The sequence below is a fragment of the Rhizobium sp. 10N414 genome, from assembly GCF_056394785.1.
In genome coordinates, this window is the sequence record NZ_JBFTIN010000074.1 from 1 (window position 1) to 14,575 (window position 14,575).

Below are 14,575 nucleotides of genomic sequence, written 5' to 3' on the forward strand. Positions count from 1 at the left end.
GATCGGCAGCATCTACCCGGCCACCATGGGCATGCTGCCAACCTTCCTTGCCAAGATCGCCCGCAAGTATCCCGATGTCCGCATCCATATCGCGTCTGGCAATACCGGCGAGATCATCCGCGGCCTGGAGACTGGCCAGCTCAATCTGGGCTTCATCCGCCCGGTGGAAAACATCGGCTGCTTGCGCTTCGTCTCGCTTGCGCATGAGCGCTACTACCTGGCGGTTGGCCATGCCAACCCGCTGGCAGCCAGGGAGGAGATCAGCATCGACGATCTGCGCACTCAGAAGATCATCGCCTTCAACCGACAGAACCTGTCGTTCACCGAACGCTACTTCAATGAGAAGTTTGCGGAATACGACCTCACCGCCAACATTGCCTTCAGCTGCGATGACACCTATGCGCTGGTGTCGCTGGTCTCTGCCGGGCTTGGCATCGGCTTTGCACCGGAATGGACGCTTGATCTTCCCAATCGCGGCTTCGAGCTGAAGAAGGTAAGCGGGATCGACTTTAGGATCGGGCTTGGCATCGCGTGGAACAAAGAAGATCCAACCGCTGGCCGAGACGATATCGTCGACATCGCACGTTCGCTGGCAAGGGCAGGGCGGTAATTGCACTCTCCGCGACTTCGCAACCGCAAAGCTGCGCAATCGAGATTTTATCGACCCGAAGCGGCGCGACTTGGCCGCAGAACGAGCGGAAAGAGCGGTAGCGCTCTGTCCTGGCTCTAGAGGAATTGTCGGCGGTTGCTTGCGTGATTATCGAGTTGGCCCCGGCGCGAGGGACGAGCACATTTCGGGCCTCATGAGGACGTCATCGGGACGTAATCGCGACCGCTGTCGATCGTTGTGGGCCGGCCATCGAGAGACAACTCGGCGATCCGTGGCTTTGATTGAGCGATAATCTTGCCCCGGCGGATGACCCAAAGCCTGGTGGGCTTGAGCCGTAATGCCTCAATCGGGTCGGCCGCCTGTAGGACAACAAAGTCCGCGTTGCAGCCTTTCGTCATGCCATAACCTTCAAGACCCATCGTCTTTGCAGAGTTCAGCGTAAGGGCGTCGAAGATCTTTTTCTTGTCAGCGATGCCGGCCATCTGCGCGACATGGATCGCCATATGTCCGACTTCCAGCATGTCGCCCGAGCCCATCGAATACCAGGGATCCATCACGCAGTCGTGCCCGAAGGAGACGTTAAGCCCGGCATCCATCAGTTCACGCACACGTGTCATGCCGCGGCGCTTGGGATATGTATCGTGCCTGCCCTGTAGCATGATGTTGATCAGGGGATTGGGGATGACATTGATTTCGGCCTCGGCCATCAGCGGGATGAGCTTTGAGACATAGTAGTTGTCCATCGAATGCATCGAGGTAAGGTGGGAACCGGCAACACGTCCCTGAAGGCCGAAACGCACAGTCTGGGCGGCCAGCGTTTCAATGTGACGCGACATCGGATCGTCCGTCTCGTCGCAATGCATGTCGACCGGAAGTCCACGATCAGCGGCGATCCTGCACAGCGCCTCGACAGACGCGCGGCCGTCTTCCATCGTTCGCTCGAAGTGCGGAATACCGCCGACAATGTCGATCCCCATGTCGAGGGCACGGTTCAGCGACTCGACGCCGGCTTCCGCCCGGTAATAGCCATCCTGCGGAAAGGCAACGAGTTGCAAGTCGATGTAGGGCTTTACCCGTTTTCGAACCTCGATCAGAGCCTCGGCGGTTACCAGACGTGGATCGGACGTATCGACGTGGCTTCTGATGGAAAGAAGGCCCTGGCTTACGGCAAGGTCGCAGTAGCGCAGGGCGCGATCGACCAGCGCCTCCTGTGTCAATGACGGACGAAGCTCGCCCCAGAGTGAGATGCCTTCCAGCAGCGTGCCGGAGATGTTCATTCGCGGCAGGCCGAGTGACAGCGTGGCATCCATATGAAAATGGGGATCGACGAAGGGAGGCGTTACCAGCCGGCCCGTTGCATCGATTTCCGTGCCGGCAGAGGCCTGGATCTGATGCTCGACGGCAGCAATCTTTCCGTTCTCCACTGCAATGTCGATCCCGGTGCGGCCATCGGGGAGGTTCGCTTTCCTGATGATCAGTTCGAACATTGGGTCTCCTTTTATCGTTCGCCACGGCGATAGGATTGCATCAGGGCCTGAGGAACGCGCGCGCGGCGGGCCATGACGGCTAGCGCCAGGATCGACAGGACATAAGGCGTCATCAGAAAGATCTGATAGGGGATACCCTGGACGACGGTCTGCAGGCGAAGCTGGAAAGCGTCGAAGAAGGCAAAGAGCAGCGCTCCGAAAAGCGCACGCCCGGGTCTCCAGGATGCAAAGACGACGAGCGCAATGCAGATCCACCCGCGACCCTGGACCATGGTCGGGAAGAAGCTGTTGAAGGCTGACAGCGTCAGGAACGCGCCGCCCATGCCCATCAACGCGCTGCCGACGATCACCGCACCATAGCGTATCCGGATCGGATCGACGCCCTGAGCCTCTGCCGCATGCGGGTTTTCGCCGGTCATGCGAATTGCAAGACCAAGCGGCGTGCRAAAGACGACGTAGGCAAGAAGGAGCGCAATGAGGATGGCGAGATAGGTGGGTGCTGTCTGCGTGAAAAAGGCCGGTCCAACAAATGGCACGGTGGAAAGGCCAGGGATGCTGATTGGCTGGAAGGGGACGATCGTTGGCGGTGTGCCGGCCACGGGGACGATCAGACGGAACACATAGTAACTGAAGCTTGAGGCAAACAGGGTCACGCCAAGACCTGAGACATGCTGGGACAGGCCGAGCGTAACGGTCATCGCGGCGTGCAGGAAACCAAACACCATGCCTGCCAGCGCAGCCACAAAGAGACCGGTCCAAAGGTCAGCGCCATGATAGACCGCAAGCCAGCCGATCATCGCGCCGAAGGTCATGATGCCCTCGATGCCGAGGTTGAGAACGCCGGCTCGTTCGCACAGAAGTGCGCCAAGAGTGCCAAAGATCAGAGGAGTGGCAATTCGAAGGATCGCCGCCCACAGGCCCGCCGATGAGATGATGTCGACAATAACGTTCATCGCCGGATCCTGTATTGGGTGAAGAACAGGGCAACGAGCATCGTCAGGAGCGACAGCGCTACCGTTACATCAGCGATGTAGGTTGGTATGGCGAGGCTGCGGCTCATGCCGTCGGCACCGACGAACATGGTTGCCGTGAACAGTGCCGCCAGCACGACGCCGAGCGGGTTCAGGTTGGCGAGCATCGCGACGACGATTCCTGAATAGCCGAAGCCAGGAGACAGATCCGTGGTGACGTAGCCCTTGACGCCGAGGACCTCGATTGCGCCGGCAAGTCCCGCAAGGCCCCCGGAAAGGCAGGCAACCTTGACCAGGGTCCGTGTCAGCGGAACGCCGGCAAACGCTGCACCCTGCGGACTGAGGCCAGCAGCGCGTGACTGCATGCCAAAGACCGTCCTCGTCTGCAGGAAATGGATGATGACAGCAAGGACGATCGCAATCAGGAGGCCGATATGGAGCCGCGAGCGCGCAACCAGCTTCGGCAGCATGGCATGGTCGACCACTGACTGCGACTGCGGCCACCCAAAGGCCATTGGATCCTTCAGCACACCGTTGATCAGCATGGAGACAAAAAGCAGCGCGATGAAGTTGATCAGGAGGCTGGTCACCACCTCATCAACAGAGAAGCGCAGTCTGAGCCACAGCGGGATGAGGATCAGTACCATGCCCGCAACAGCACCGATCAATAGCAAGGCGGGAATGAGGATCGGGCCCGGCAGGCCTGCCAGCATGTTGGAGCCGCAGGCGGCGACTGCGATAGCGCCGACGTAGAACTGGCCTTCCGCACCGATATTCCAAAGCCTCGCCCGAAAGGCCGTCGCGGCGGCAAGACCGGTCAGGATAAGGGGCGTCGCCCGGGTCAAGGTCTCGGTCGCCGAGAGACGTGAGCCGAAGGCGCCAATCAGGATGCGCCGATAGGCTTCCAGGACCGGCGCGCCGGCGATTGCGATCAGAATGCCGGCAAGCAGAAGTGCTGAGACGACGGCAGCGATCGGCGAACCGACCAGGAGATAGACCGGCCGATGCTCGCGGCGTTCAAGGCGCATGTCTGATCTCCGTAGGTGTCTCACTCCAGTCGCCCGCCATCATCAGGCCCAGGCGGCGTGCATCGACGTCTCCCGCGTCGACCGGTGGTGACAGCCTGCCACCAACAATCGCCTGGATGCGGTCAGCAAGCGCGATCACTTCATCAAGATCCTCGGAGATCAACAACACCGCAGTACCCTGCCTGCGGGCTTCAAGGATCCGGGCGTGGACGGCGGCAACTGCGCCCTCGTCGAGACCGCGTGCCGGCTGGGCGGCGATCAAAATACGGGGACGCTGCTGCAGATTCCTGCCGAGGATGAGCTTTTGCATGTTCCCACCCGACAGGAGGCGGGTACGGCTGCGCGGCGCACCACCTCTCACGTCAAAGGCATCGATGATCTCCCGGGCAAACGTCATGCCTGCCTTGCGGTCCACCATTCCAGCCCGGGAGAAAGCAGGAAGACGCTCGAGCACGACGTTTTCCCATATCGCCATTTCGCCGATCGCCCCTTCCTTGTTTCGGTCTTCGGGAATGCGGCCGATGTCAGCTGCTACGACGTCCGCAACGTCGAGATTGCCGACATTTTTTCCGAACAGGATGAGGTCACCCGCCGTGCGGGACAGCACGCCGGACAACAAGGCTGCCAAGGGCGCCTGGCCGTTGCCGGAAACGCCGATGATCCCGAGCACCTCGCCTTCGCTGAGTTGGAAGTTGATGCTCTTCAGCCTGTCAACCCCGCCAACTCTGGAGGTGATGCCAACGCCTTTGAGGACAACCGCGCCGGGTGTCGATGGTTCGCGAACGGGGCGGCTGACCCGGTGGCCCACCATCAGTTCAGCGAGTTCGGCCTTGCTGGTTTCCGACTGAAGACGCTCGGCGACCATCCTGCCGCCGCGCAGCACGACAATCCGGTCGGCCGCGGCCATGACCTCATCCAGCTTGTGGGAGATGAAGATCACCGACAATCCCTGACGGGCCATCTCCTTCAACGTCGAGAACAGCCTTTCGGCCTCGATATTGGTGAGAACGGCGGTGGGTTCGTCGAGGATCAGGATTCGAGCATCGTTGAAAAGCGCCTTGAGCAGCTCGACCCGTTGTTGTTCCCCGACCGAAAGATCACCGAGGCGCTCGTCAGGATCGACCTTGAGGCCGAAACGATCCGAAATAGAAAGGAGCTTCCTGCGCGCGGCATTTGTACTCGAGCGCAACGCCCAGAGTTTCTGCGTTCCGGTCATGATGTTCTCGATGACCGTGAGATTTGGCGCGAGCGAGAAATGCTGGTGCACCATGCCAACGCCAGCCCGGATTGCCTCGCGGGGCCTCCCCGGCGGCAGCTCACGGCCATGGATCACTATCCGGCCGGTGTCTGGCACATAGTGGCCAAAAAGAATGCTCATCAATGTCGTCTTGCCGGCGCCATTCTCGCCAAGAAGTGCGATAATTTCTCCTTCCTTCAGCGACAGCGAAATGTCGTCGTTGGCAAGGTTGTCGCCGAACCGCTTTGAGACACGGGAGATGTCGAGCACGGTGGTCATGCAGCCGATTCCGCAATTGGGAAGGGATGTTGCCACCTTCCTTCGGCTTCCAGTCTGAAGGCAAGCGACAGGAGCTGCAGATCGCGGCCGATTGGCGCCATCAGCTGGATCGGTAGCGGCAGGCCGGCGGCATCTGATCCGAAAGGAAGCGTCAAGGCAGGGACTCCCGAGACATTGGCGAGTGGCGCGAGCGGCGCGAAGGCAGCCATGCGTTCGAAATGCAGCTCGGTGTCGGCATGATCCGATGGGAACGACCCGACCGCAAGTGGTGCCGACGACAGCATTGGGGACAGAACGCAATCAACCCTGTCGAACAGGGCCCACATATGATGGCTGACGAGAACAGCCTTGTTCAGCGATGCCCAAAGGGCGGCGGCAGGCATCGCGCTGCCCTGTTCGGCGACTGCCTGTGTCAGGCGCTCAGCCATTGCCATGTCGAGGGCAAGGTCCTGGACCAGGTTGAACAGGTTGACGGCGACTATGTCCTCGAAAACGCGCGCGCTGTCTCCTACGGTGGTTTCAAGCTCACTCCACCGTAGACGGACGATCTCGTGGCCGTCGATCTCGAGCGCAGTGGCCGCCGCCTCGACAGCATCCAGCCGGTCAGCGGCGGTTGGAAACCGCACGCCGGTATCCGTCAAGAGACCGATCTTCAGACGCGACGAAGGGGGGGCTGTCATGGACACATCTGGAAAAGGGCCGCGCGCTTTACCGCTCAACGCTGTGAGAGCGAGCTCGGTGTCCCGGACCGAGCGCGTCACGACGAATTCGCTCGCGATGCCACCGAGATGATTACCGAACGAAGGACCCGCTGGCATGGCGCCACGGCTGGGCTTCAGGCCAACCAGGCCGCAGCAGGCGGCGGGAACCCGGATGGAACCGCCAGCGTCGGTCGCATGTGCTGTTGAAACGATGCCGGCGGCAACAGCTGCGGCGGCACCACCCGATGAACCGCCAGCAGTTCGCGATCGGTCATGCGGATTTCGACAGACCGGACCGATCGTTGGCTCACTTGCGAGCGACAGCCCGAATTCGGGACTCGTGGTCAGCCCAAACAGGCAAAAGCCGGCCGCGCGGAACCGCGCCGCAAGCTCGGAATCCGCATCGCCGGAGTCTCGCTTGAAAAGACGTGAACCGGCTGCAACCGGCAGTCCCTTGAACGGACCGCCAAGATCCTTGGCAAGCGTCGGCACCCCACCAAACGCACGCGCAGTAAAACGGATCGGGGCCGACCGACACTCGTCGTCGGCCGCCTGGGCTGCCGCCATCCCCATGGTCGCGTCAAGATGAGTGATGGCACCAAGACTGGAAAGGCGGGTGGCAGCGGCCAGGGACAGCCGCATCGCCTCCGTTGAGGTCAGTTGGCCGGAACGGATCAGTTCCGAAACGTCGGTGGCGTCTACTGGCCGTTTGCCGGGCATGGTCGGCCGAATTACTTGGGCTGTTCCATGTTCTGCGGCACCTCAAACTTGCCGGCCTTGATGTCTGCGCGCTTGGCTTCCATGGCCGCTTCCGCGTCTGCCGGTGCCACGCCCTTCACAAAGACGATGTCGCTTCCGCCTTCCTTCATCAGGCCGAAGGCCGTGTAGTTGCGGCCGACTGGCTTGCCCGCAGCCACATCGGCAATCGCCGCATTCAGAATGGGCCGGAATCCCCAGAGGGCATTCGCAAAGACCGTGTCGGGATAGCGCGGGGTATAGTCTATCAGTGATCCGACAGCCTTGATCTTGCGTTCCTTGGCTGCATCGGCGGTGCCGATGCGCTCGCCAAACAGGATGTCCGCACCAGCATCGATCTGGGCAAGGCCCGCCTCGCGCGCCTTCGGCGGATCGAAGAACGTCCCAATAAAGGCAACGAGATGCTTGCAGTCAGGATTGACCGATTTGACACCTTCGGCGAAGGCGTTGATCAGCATGTTGACCTCGGGAATAGGCATGGCACCAACGGAGCCGACCACGTTCGACTTGGTCATCTTGCCTGCCAACATTCCCGCGAGATAGGCGCCGTCGTAATTCCAGGTGCCGAAGACGCCGAAATTGCTGCCTTCTTCCTTGCCACTCGATCCAAGAACGAAGGCCGTGTCGGGGTAATCGGCAGCCACCTGGCGCGCTTCCTTTTCGACAGCATAGGCTTCGCCGATGATCAGCTTGTTTCCTTGTTCGGCATATTCGCGCATGGCGCGGGGATAGTCGGTCCCGGAAACGCCTTCTGAAAATACATATTCAATCACGCCTTCCTTGGCGGCGTCCTGCAAGGCCTTGTGAAGACAGGAATTCCAGGCGTTTTCGACAGGCGAGGCATGGATGCCTGCCACCTTCAATGGGGCGGCGGCGCGGGCGATCGGCGCCAACCCGCTGACGCCCAGGGCAATGCCCGAGGCCATGAGCGCGCGACGTGACATGAGAAGGTCTTTTGTCATGATTGTTCCCCTTTTTTTACCGTTTGGTTCAAAACCATATGGAGGGGCTAAAAAAGTGTCAAGCGAGGTCCGGGTTTAAAAAATGGGCATAGCCAATCGCCGACGGCAACATCGTGTGTTGCCGTCGGGCTGGCGGTTTCAGTGCTGCTGATGCGCCTGGGGTTTTCGTTGCGGAGCCAGCTGTTGGACCCACAGACGAGGTGACTTGCCGCCGCGACGCTTACCGGGCCGGAAGGGTCGTCGATGAACTGAATGCAAAGGAGCAAGTTGTCCTGCGTGCCGGCTCCGCGTCGCGTCTTCAGCGCCCCCGATCGGCCCATGATGTCGCGGGCGTGCTCAGAAGCTAACGGGCGATGGGATGATGATGCTCACGTCTCGCCGGGAAGGATATGTGATGCCTCTGGACGCCATGACACCCAGATCCGCCCGCCAGGCTCGAGCTTGAGGCGATCCAATTCCTCGTGGCTCTTTTGTGCCTTGATTTCGATATGACCAGAAGCTTCCAGATGAACCACGGCGGTGGCGCCGACGAATTCCTCGCCGACGACGGAAGCCTCGAGACAGTTCCACTCAACGGAAGGCCGCTCCGGGGTCAGCTGAATACAGTCGCTGGAGATCGCAAACGTCGCCTTGTCTCCGGCAGACAATTGCCGGGCAGGGGTATCGGCAACACGAAATTCGCCAACAGGCGTCGCGATCTTCATGGCGCCTGCAGCGGCAGCAGTCACCTTGCCGGGGAAGATGTTGGACGAACCGAGAAACTCTGCCACGAAGCGCGTGCGAGGTGTCCGGTAAATCTCTTGCGGCGTGCCTGTCTGTTCGATCTTGCCGCGGCTCATGATCACGACACGGTCGGCCATGGAGAAGGCTTCCGACTGGCTGTGGGTGACATAGACGAAGGTGATCCCGAGCTCACGCTGCAGGTTGGCGAGCACTGTTTGCATCCGGACCTTGAGGTGGGCGTCAAGCGCCGAGAGCGGCTCGTCGAGCAGCAGGATCTCTGGTTCGGTGACCAGCGAGCGGGCAAGCGCCACGCGTTGACGCTGGCCGCCGGAAAGGTGGGCGACATTCCGGTCGGCTAACTCCGAGATCTGCATTCGCTCCAGCCACTTCTCGACGCGTTCTCGGCGCTCTTCTTTCGCGACGTCGCGCATCCGCAGGCTGAACTCGATGTTTTCCCGGACCGTGAGGAAGGGAAAGAGCGCCAGGCTCTGCCACACCATCGGCGTGTCGCGTTGCCATGTCGGCAGCTCGTTGATGCGTTTGCCGGCAAGCCGGATTTCGCCATCGCTCGGTGTTTCCAGACCCGCGAGCATGCGCAGTGTCGTCGTCTTGCCGCAACCCGAGGAGCCCATGATGGCCAGAAACTCCCCCTTGTTGATCTCGAGGTGGATTGGGCTGACGGCGGTAAAATTGCCGTAGCGTTTCGTAACTCCGTCGAAAGCGACCAGGGGCTGCTCTGTCATGACTGCCGGGCTCCATTGTTGATCGAGGATGGTGGGTTGCCTCGCGTCATGAGAAGGGCCTGAGCGACGATCACCAATGTGATTGAGGCAAGGAAGACGAAGGTGCCGATGACGTTGATGCGCGGGCTGACTTGTCCCTGCAAAAAGCCGAGCACTTTCACCGGCAGGGTCTCGTTGAGACCGGACACGAACCATGATACCGCAAACTCGTCAAAGGACACGGCCATGGTGATCATGAGAGAGGCAAAGATTGCCGGCTTGCAGAACGGGATGATCACATTGCGCATTGCCTGCCATTCCGACGCACCGAGGTTCCATGCGGCTGCTTCCAGCGACGGGTCCATCTGTGAAAGCCGCAAGCGGGTGATTGCCATCGCAAACGGTGCACACATGACCACGTGCGCAATGATGACCGAATGAATGGCCCCTGAGAGCTCGACGTTTGAAAGAAAGGCCAGCATCGCAAGTCCAAGGATAACGACCGGAATCGTCGGGGGCAGCAGCGCCAGGGCGACATAGATCGTCTTGCCAAAGAACCGGTAGCGGAAATCAGTATAGGCTGCACCGAAGCCGAGGAGCGTCGAAGTACATGAGACGGCGATGCCGACGATAAGGGTATTGCGCAAGCCTTCAAAGACGAGCGGGTCGGCAGCCACTGCTTTGTACCAGACGGTCGAGAATCCTCCGAGCGGAAGCGAGGGAAACCGGTCGACATTGAAGGAAAAGACAAAGCTTGCGGCGATAGGCGCGAAAATGAAAGCGAGGGCCAGCACGATATAGGCCTGCAGGGCCAGGTCGATCGCCAGGTTGCGATTGTGGTTCATTGCCCGCGCTCCCGATAGGCAAAACGAACGGCGGCAAAGGCAACAGCGAGAAGGGTCGCGATCATGACAAGCGCGATGACTGCTGCACGCGGCCATTGTTGACCGGATTTCGTGGTGTCCGTGATCAGGATGGACAGTGTTGGCGGATCGCCGCCACCGAGATAGAGGGGGCTTACAAAGTCGCCAAACGTAAGGATGAAGCAGAACAGCGCTGCAATGACCAGGCCGACCTTGGCAGCCGGAATAACGACTTCGACAACAGTGCGCAAGCGGCCGCAGCGAAGGTTATGCGCCGCCTCGATCAACGTCCTGTCGACAAAGACCAGGCTGAACAGTTGCAGCAGAATGACCAGCGGCAAGCTGAGCGTGAGATACCCGACGAGCTGGCCAAACACGGAATTGAGCATTCCGAATGGTCCGATACCTGCCTTGGCAAACAGGGCATTGAAGATGCCGTTGTCAGACAGGAATATCTGCCAGGAATAGATCCGCACGAGGTAGCTGGTGAAGAATGGCAGCACCATCAAGAAGACGATGCGGCGCCGCGCATGTTCCGACAGCTTGAACGCGACGGCATAGGCACATGGGAACGCAATTGCGCTGGTGATCGCCGCCGCTGTTGCGGCAAGACCGAGGGTCCTGAGATAGGCCTCCCAGAAGACACCACGGCTAAGGACATAGGTCCAGTTGGTGAAGACGAAGGCTGGCTCCATGCGAAAGTTGCGCACGGTCCAGAAGCTGAGCGCCATGAGGAAGATAAGCGGCGCCAGGAAGAAGGCCAGTTGCCAGACAAGGAGCGGCACCGAAAAGGTGAGCCCGTAAAGCGTGATCGATTTCCGCATTCTTAGGGTTCCCGAACGAGACGAAACCGCCGGCCGCTTCGTGGCGTGGTCTGGCTCGGCAACAGGCGTAACGCTTGTTGCCAAGGCCGCGGCGACGGAAGGTCTCATGCGCCCTTGTAGTCCGACCAGAAGTCGTTCCAGTCTTCCAGGCCTTGCTGTATCGGAAGCTGGCGATAGTGGATGCGGCCGGAGCGGATGAGGTCCATCACATTGCTTTCATTAAGGAGCATGCCTTGGCGCTTGGCTTCCTCGGGCGTTTCCTTTGCGAGCAGTTCCCACCCCTTTTGGTTGGGAATGAGCGCCGGGTAGGCTGCCATGTTTGCAGACTTCACCTGGCCCTTTGCCGAGGTGATGTACTGGATCCACTTCTTTGCTATATCCGCCTTTGACGATCCCCTTCCGATCGAGAAGGATTCGGTCCATTGAAGTCCACCTTCGGCGGGGATGACGCTGCGGACCTTTGCGCCATTCTTCTCGAGCGTACCGGTGATCCAGTCGCCGATACCGGCCATTGCCAGCATCTGGCCGTTTTGCAGCGAAGAGAACGTACCGCCGTAGTCGAAGAAACCGCCAATCTGCGGTCGCAACGTTATGGTTTTCTCTCTCAGTTTCTCGAATGCTGTCGCATCGATGTCGAATGGGGCAGCGTTGCCATTGAGCAGGCTGATTTCGCCGAGGTTCGGCAGATGCCAGTCGAAATGACCAACCTTGCCCTTCAGCTTCTCGTTCCAGAAGACGTTGTAGGTCATCGCCTCCTTCTCGGTGATGGCCTCGGTATTGTAGGCGACACCGAGGAAGCCAAATCGCGTGAAGACCGAATAGAGCGTTCCGTCCTGCCAGTGGCCGGCAAATTTCTGGAACTCTGGGAAGTAGTCGTCGAAGGGATAGTCTTTCGGATCGAGCGCCTCGATATAGCCGGCGGCATTGAGCTGCTGGACATATTCCGCGTCGGACAGGATGATGTCGAAAGTGCCGGGTGGTGACTGGGCAATCAGGCCCAGCATGTTGTCGCCGCCGGTGTAATATTTCGGCTTGAACTTGACATTATGCTCGGCTTCGAAGTCCGCGACCACGTCAGGCTCGGCATGACCGTACCAGGCGAGCATGGTGATTTCTGTCGGTGCGGCGAAGGCGCGGCGGCTCAGCAAGGGGGTGGCAAGCATGGCGCCCCCCAGAGCACCTGTGGCCTTGAGAAACTGACGCCGGGTTGATCTTTCAGAACTGGTGTTGGTCATTGCATTCCCCTTTGCTGTTGTTGGCAAAAGGCTATGCAGCGCCGATGCATTTGGAAAATTAATTAAAATAATTTCCGCATTTGGAATGCTTATTGGCGGTCAAGCTCGACATGACGCCGTGTCGGGTCGCCGGACACGCCGGCTTCGTCAAGCCGGGCGATCACATGATTGACCAGGCGAATACCGGCATCCGACAGGCGCGGATGCTTGTAAAATAATCCGACCCGGATCTCGGCAAGAGGCGGGAAACCGTCCTCCTGCGTCAAGGCGCGCATGCCGGGCAGCATCGTGTAGCGCGTGAGCGCGCTGACACCGAGCCCATTGACAACAGCATTCTGGAGGCCGGCAATACCGGGGCCGGTATAGGCAATTCGCCAGCGCACCTTGGCGGCATCGAGTGCCTGGATCATGCGGGCGCGATAGGCACAACCCTCCGGATGGGCGGCGAGCGGTATACCCTTGACCGTGTCCAGGTTTCCGTTTTCGGCGGCAGCCCATATCGGGCGCTCGATCCATGACCGCGATAGATATTGTGTGTGCTCGCTGTTGGCCATGGCAACGACGATATCAAGATCGTCGGCATTCAACCGTTCGAGGATTTCCGCGCTCCAGCCACAATGCAGCTCGAGGGAAATTTCGGGGTGCTGGGAGGTATATTCGGTAATGACGCCTTGCAGGAATGCAACGGCATAATCGTTCGGCAGACCCACGCGCAACACGCCTGCTATTTTCGACCGGTTGAAATAGGAAGCAGCTTCGTCGTTCAGGCGCAGGATCTCGCGGGCGTAGCTTAACAGCATCTCGCCCTCCGAGGTCAGCACAAGCGCGCGACCGACCTGCTTCAATAGCGAAGCTCCAACCAACTCTTCCAGGCGGCGCATCTGCAAGGAGATTGCTGGCTGCGTGCGGCCCAACGCATCACCGGCCTTGGTGTAGGCACCAAGATCAACCACCGAGACAAACGTCCGCAACAGGTCTGTCTGGAAGTTCGTGATATTGCCCATCGGATTTGCATTCCTTATGTGGCGATGACGATTATAAATTTCCCATATCAAGGGACGAGGATCAAATCAAAGCTTCCGACCCATGTGAGGAGCTGTTTCATGTCTCAACAGACCGTATTTGCCGCAGAACTTTCCTGGCCCGATTATGATGCCCTTGTGCGGGACGGATCGGTGCCAATCCTGATCCCTATCGGCTCCATGGAACAGCATGGCCATCATATGCCGATGAACGTCGATGTGCTCCTGCCGGTCGAATTCGCCCGTCGCGTAGCAGGCATGACCGGAGCCCTTGTGGCTCCGCCTTTCACCTACGGCTACAAGTCGCACCAGAAATCCGGCGGCGGCAATCACCTTCCCGGCACGACGAGCCTTGATGGCGCTACGCTGGTGGCTGCCCTGCGGGACGTCATCAAGGAATTTGCGCGTCATGGCGTACGGTCCATATGCCTGGTCAACGGCCATTTCGAGAATTCCTGGTTCATCATTGAGGGCATCGATCTTGCCCTGCGCGAATTGAGATGGGGTGGAGTCGAGACCATGAAAATCGTGGTTCTTTCCTACTGGGACTTCGTCGACAAGGCGACGATTGCGCGTCTTTACCCGAATGGCTTTGCGGGCTGGGATCTGGAGCATGGCGGCGTACTTGAGACTTCCCTCATGCTTGCGCTTTATCCGCAGCAGGTTTCGCTCGAGCGGGCGATCGACCATGCGCCGGCAAGTTTTCCACCCTATGATGTCTATCCCGCCAAGCCTGAGTGGACACCTGAGTGCGGTACGCTTTCCTCCCCGAAGGAAGCGACCGCCGAGAAGGGTGAGATACTGCTGCAGGTCTGCGTCGAAGGCATTGCGAAGGCGCTGCAAGCCGAGTTTGCCTCAGCATCCTGACAGAAACGAGAAAAGTGGCGGGTTATCCCGCCACTTCAGACTGCTGACAAACCCGTCGATATTTTCGGCGGGTTTGTTTTTTGGACGTTGGTTGTTTTAGTTGGGTTCTGAGGCGGGGCGAAGTTGGCGGCCTCTGGCCCTCATGCCATGGCTGGTCTGGGTGGCTTGGTGAGCGCCATGGCGATCTTCTTGATGTTTTGGGCGGCTGCAGCCAGCAGGCACTGGCATGCGACGCGGGTGAGACTTCGAAAGCGGGCATAGCGATGCCCGTGAAGCTGCTTGGCATCG

The 14,575-nt window shown here is 59.7% G+C and carries 13 protein-coding genes and 1 pseudogene; 2 read left to right on the forward strand and 12 right to left on the reverse strand.

What is annotated here, in order from left to right:
• A partial coding sequence (locus AC1DE4_RS31005; RefSeq protein WP_477884674.1) for a LysR family substrate-binding domain-containing protein occupies positions 1 to 610 on the forward strand: 610 nt, incomplete at its 5' end.
• 191 nt (positions 611 to 801) lie between these two features.
• Here AC1DE4_RS31005 and AC1DE4_RS31010 read toward each other — a convergent pair.
• The 11 genes from AC1DE4_RS31010 to AC1DE4_RS31060 all read right to left on the reverse strand — a co-directional run bounded on the left by AC1DE4_RS31010 (position 802) and on the right by AC1DE4_RS31060 (position 13,402).
• A complete protein-coding gene (locus AC1DE4_RS31010; RefSeq protein ID WP_477884675.1) occupies positions 802 to 2,097 on the reverse strand; it encodes an amidohydrolase family protein in 1,296 nt (431 codons plus the stop codon).
• Between the two features lie 11 nt (positions 2,098 to 2,108).
• Complete coding sequence (locus AC1DE4_RS31015) at positions 2,109 to 3,050, reverse strand: ABC transporter permease (RefSeq protein WP_477884676.1); 942 nt, start codon at positions 3,048 to 3,050, stop codon at positions 2,109 to 2,111.
• The gene (locus tag AC1DE4_RS31020) at positions 3,047 to 4,096 is read right to left on the reverse strand and encodes an ABC transporter permease (protein ID WP_018860270.1); all 1,050 of its coding nucleotides are present in this window, start codon (positions 4,094 to 4,096) and stop codon (positions 3,047 to 3,049) included. Before AC1DE4_RS31020 ends, AC1DE4_RS31015 begins: the two co-directional genes overlap by 4 nt.
• Complete coding sequence (locus AC1DE4_RS31025) at positions 4,086 to 5,612, reverse strand: ABC transporter ATP-binding protein (protein ID WP_112665392.1); 1,527 nt, start codon at positions 5,610 to 5,612, stop codon at positions 4,086 to 4,088. Before AC1DE4_RS31025 ends, AC1DE4_RS31020 begins: the two co-directional genes overlap by 11 nt.
• The gene (locus tag AC1DE4_RS31030) at positions 5,609 to 7,033 is read right to left on the reverse strand and encodes an amidase (protein WP_477884677.1); all 1,425 of its coding nucleotides are present in this window, start codon (positions 7,031 to 7,033) and stop codon (positions 5,609 to 5,611) included. The genes AC1DE4_RS31025 and AC1DE4_RS31030 overlap by 4 nt, the downstream gene beginning before the upstream one ends.
• Positions 7,034 to 7,044: 11 nt before the next feature.
• Positions 7,045 to 8,031 (reverse strand): BMP family protein, encoded by a 987-nt coding sequence (locus AC1DE4_RS31035; RefSeq protein WP_018860273.1) that lies wholly within the window; start codon positions 8,029 to 8,031, stop codon positions 7,045 to 7,047.
• Positions 8,032 to 8,399: 368 nt separating this feature from the next.
• Positions 8,400 to 9,497 (reverse strand): ABC transporter ATP-binding protein, encoded by a 1,098-nt coding sequence (locus tag AC1DE4_RS31040; RefSeq protein ID WP_477884678.1) that lies wholly within the window; start codon positions 9,495 to 9,497, stop codon positions 8,400 to 8,402.
• The gene (locus AC1DE4_RS31045; protein WP_192241251.1) at positions 9,494 to 10,321 is read right to left on the reverse strand and encodes an ABC transporter permease; all 828 of its coding nucleotides are present in this window, start codon (positions 10,319 to 10,321) and stop codon (positions 9,494 to 9,496) included. The genes AC1DE4_RS31040 and AC1DE4_RS31045 overlap by 4 nt, the downstream gene beginning before the upstream one ends.
• Positions 10,318 to 11,163 (reverse strand): ABC transporter permease, encoded by an 846-nt coding sequence (locus tag AC1DE4_RS31050; protein WP_477884679.1) that lies wholly within the window; start codon positions 11,161 to 11,163, stop codon positions 10,318 to 10,320. Before AC1DE4_RS31050 ends, AC1DE4_RS31045 begins: the two co-directional genes overlap by 4 nt.
• A 104-nt stretch (positions 11,164 to 11,267) precedes the next feature.
• Complete coding sequence (locus AC1DE4_RS31055) at positions 11,268 to 12,398, reverse strand: extracellular solute-binding protein (protein WP_477884680.1); 1,131 nt, start codon at positions 12,396 to 12,398, stop codon at positions 11,268 to 11,270.
• A gap of 89 nt (positions 12,399 to 12,487) precedes the next feature.
• Entirely contained in the window at positions 12,488 to 13,402 is a 915-nt protein-coding gene (locus tag AC1DE4_RS31060; protein WP_192241248.1) for a LysR substrate-binding domain-containing protein, read from the reverse strand.
• Positions 13,403 to 13,501: 99 nt separating this feature from the next.
• On the opposite strand from AC1DE4_RS31060, the gene AC1DE4_RS31065 reads away from it, so the two are divergent.
• A complete protein-coding gene (locus AC1DE4_RS31065; RefSeq protein WP_477884681.1) occupies positions 13,502 to 14,287 on the forward strand; it encodes a creatininase in 786 nt (261 codons plus the stop codon).
• Between the two features lie 140 nt (positions 14,288 to 14,427).
• Here AC1DE4_RS31065 and AC1DE4_RS31070 read toward each other — a convergent pair.
• A pseudogene (locus tag AC1DE4_RS31070) lies at positions 14,428 to 14,575 on the reverse strand (IS5/IS1182 family transposase); the annotation flags it as partial.

What these genes read in the sequence shown, in the direction of transcription:
- AC1DE4_RS31040 (WP_477884678.1), bottom strand. Translation starts at nt 9,497, where the DNA reads ATGACAGAGCAGCCCCTGGTCGCTTTCGACGGAGTTACGAAACGCTAC.
- AC1DE4_RS31060 (WP_192241248.1), bottom strand. Translation starts at nt 13,402, where the DNA reads ATGGGCAATATCACGAACTTCCAGACAGACCTGTTGCGGACGTTTGTC.
- AC1DE4_RS31050 (WP_477884679.1), bottom strand. Translation starts at nt 11,163, where the DNA reads ATGCGGAAATCGATCACGCTTTACGGGCTCACCTTTTCGGTGCCGCTC.
- AC1DE4_RS31030 (WP_477884677.1), bottom strand. Translation starts at nt 7,033, where the DNA reads ATGCCCGGCAAACGGCCAGTAGACGCCACCGACGTTTCGGAACTGATC.
- AC1DE4_RS31065 (WP_477884681.1), top strand. Translation starts at nt 13,502, where the DNA reads ATGTCTCAACAGACCGTATTTGCCGCAGAACTTTCCTGGCCCGATTAT.
- AC1DE4_RS31020 (WP_018860270.1), bottom strand. Translation starts at nt 4,096, where the DNA reads ATGCGCCTTGAACGCCGCGAGCATCGGCCGGTCTATCTCCTGGTCGGT.
- AC1DE4_RS31010 (WP_477884675.1), bottom strand. Translation starts at nt 2,097, where the DNA reads ATGTTCGAACTGATCATCAGGAAAGCGAACCTCCCCGATGGCCGCACC.
- AC1DE4_RS31025 (WP_112665392.1), bottom strand. Translation starts at nt 5,612, where the DNA reads ATGACCACCGTGCTCGACATCTCCCGTGTCTCAAAGCGGTTCGGCGAC.
- AC1DE4_RS31055 (WP_477884680.1), bottom strand. Translation starts at nt 12,398, where the DNA reads ATGACCAACACCAGTTCTGAAAGATCAACCCGGCGTCAGTTTCTCAAG.
- AC1DE4_RS31045 (WP_192241251.1), bottom strand. Translation starts at nt 10,321, where the DNA reads ATGAACCACAATCGCAACCTGGCGATCGACCTGGCCCTGCAGGCCTAT.
- AC1DE4_RS31035 (WP_018860273.1), bottom strand. Translation starts at nt 8,031, where the DNA reads ATGACAAAAGACCTTCTCATGTCACGTCGCGCGCTCATGGCCTCGGGC.